Origin of the sequence: Italian clover phyllody phytoplasma str. MA1 (assembly GCF_000300695.1) — a bacterium.
In the GTDB taxonomy this organism is placed as follows: Bacteria; Bacillota_I; Bacilli_A; order Acholeplasmatales; family Acholeplasmataceae; genus Phytoplasma.
In genome coordinates, this window is the sequence record NZ_AKIM01000082.1 from 1 (window position 1) to 279 (window position 279).

The 279-nt window shown below is 26.2% G+C and carries 1 protein-coding gene; it reads right to left on the reverse strand.

All coding sequences use genetic code 11. The features are described 5' to 3' along the window. The coding region (locus RI01_RS02555; RefSeq protein ID WP_034735249.1) for an ATP-binding protein at nt 1-279 on the reverse strand (279 nt) is incomplete at both ends.

The following is a 279-nucleotide window of genomic DNA, read 5'->3' on the forward strand; positions in this document are numbered from 1 at the left end:
AAGAAAGTATGATAACTAATTTGATAAGGAACAATAATATGTTTTAAATAACCTTCAATTTCATGATCTTTTAAATGACCGATATAGATTTCTTTACTGAAACGACTGCGTAAAGCGGTATCAATTTTATGAAGGTTATTAGTTGCTCCCATTAAGACAATTTTTTTATTACTACTATTAAAACCATCTAATTTATCTAATAAAGTATTGATAACATTAACTCCTCCTGAAGAAATGTTAGAATCATTACGATTTTCTAATCCTTCGATTTCATCAATA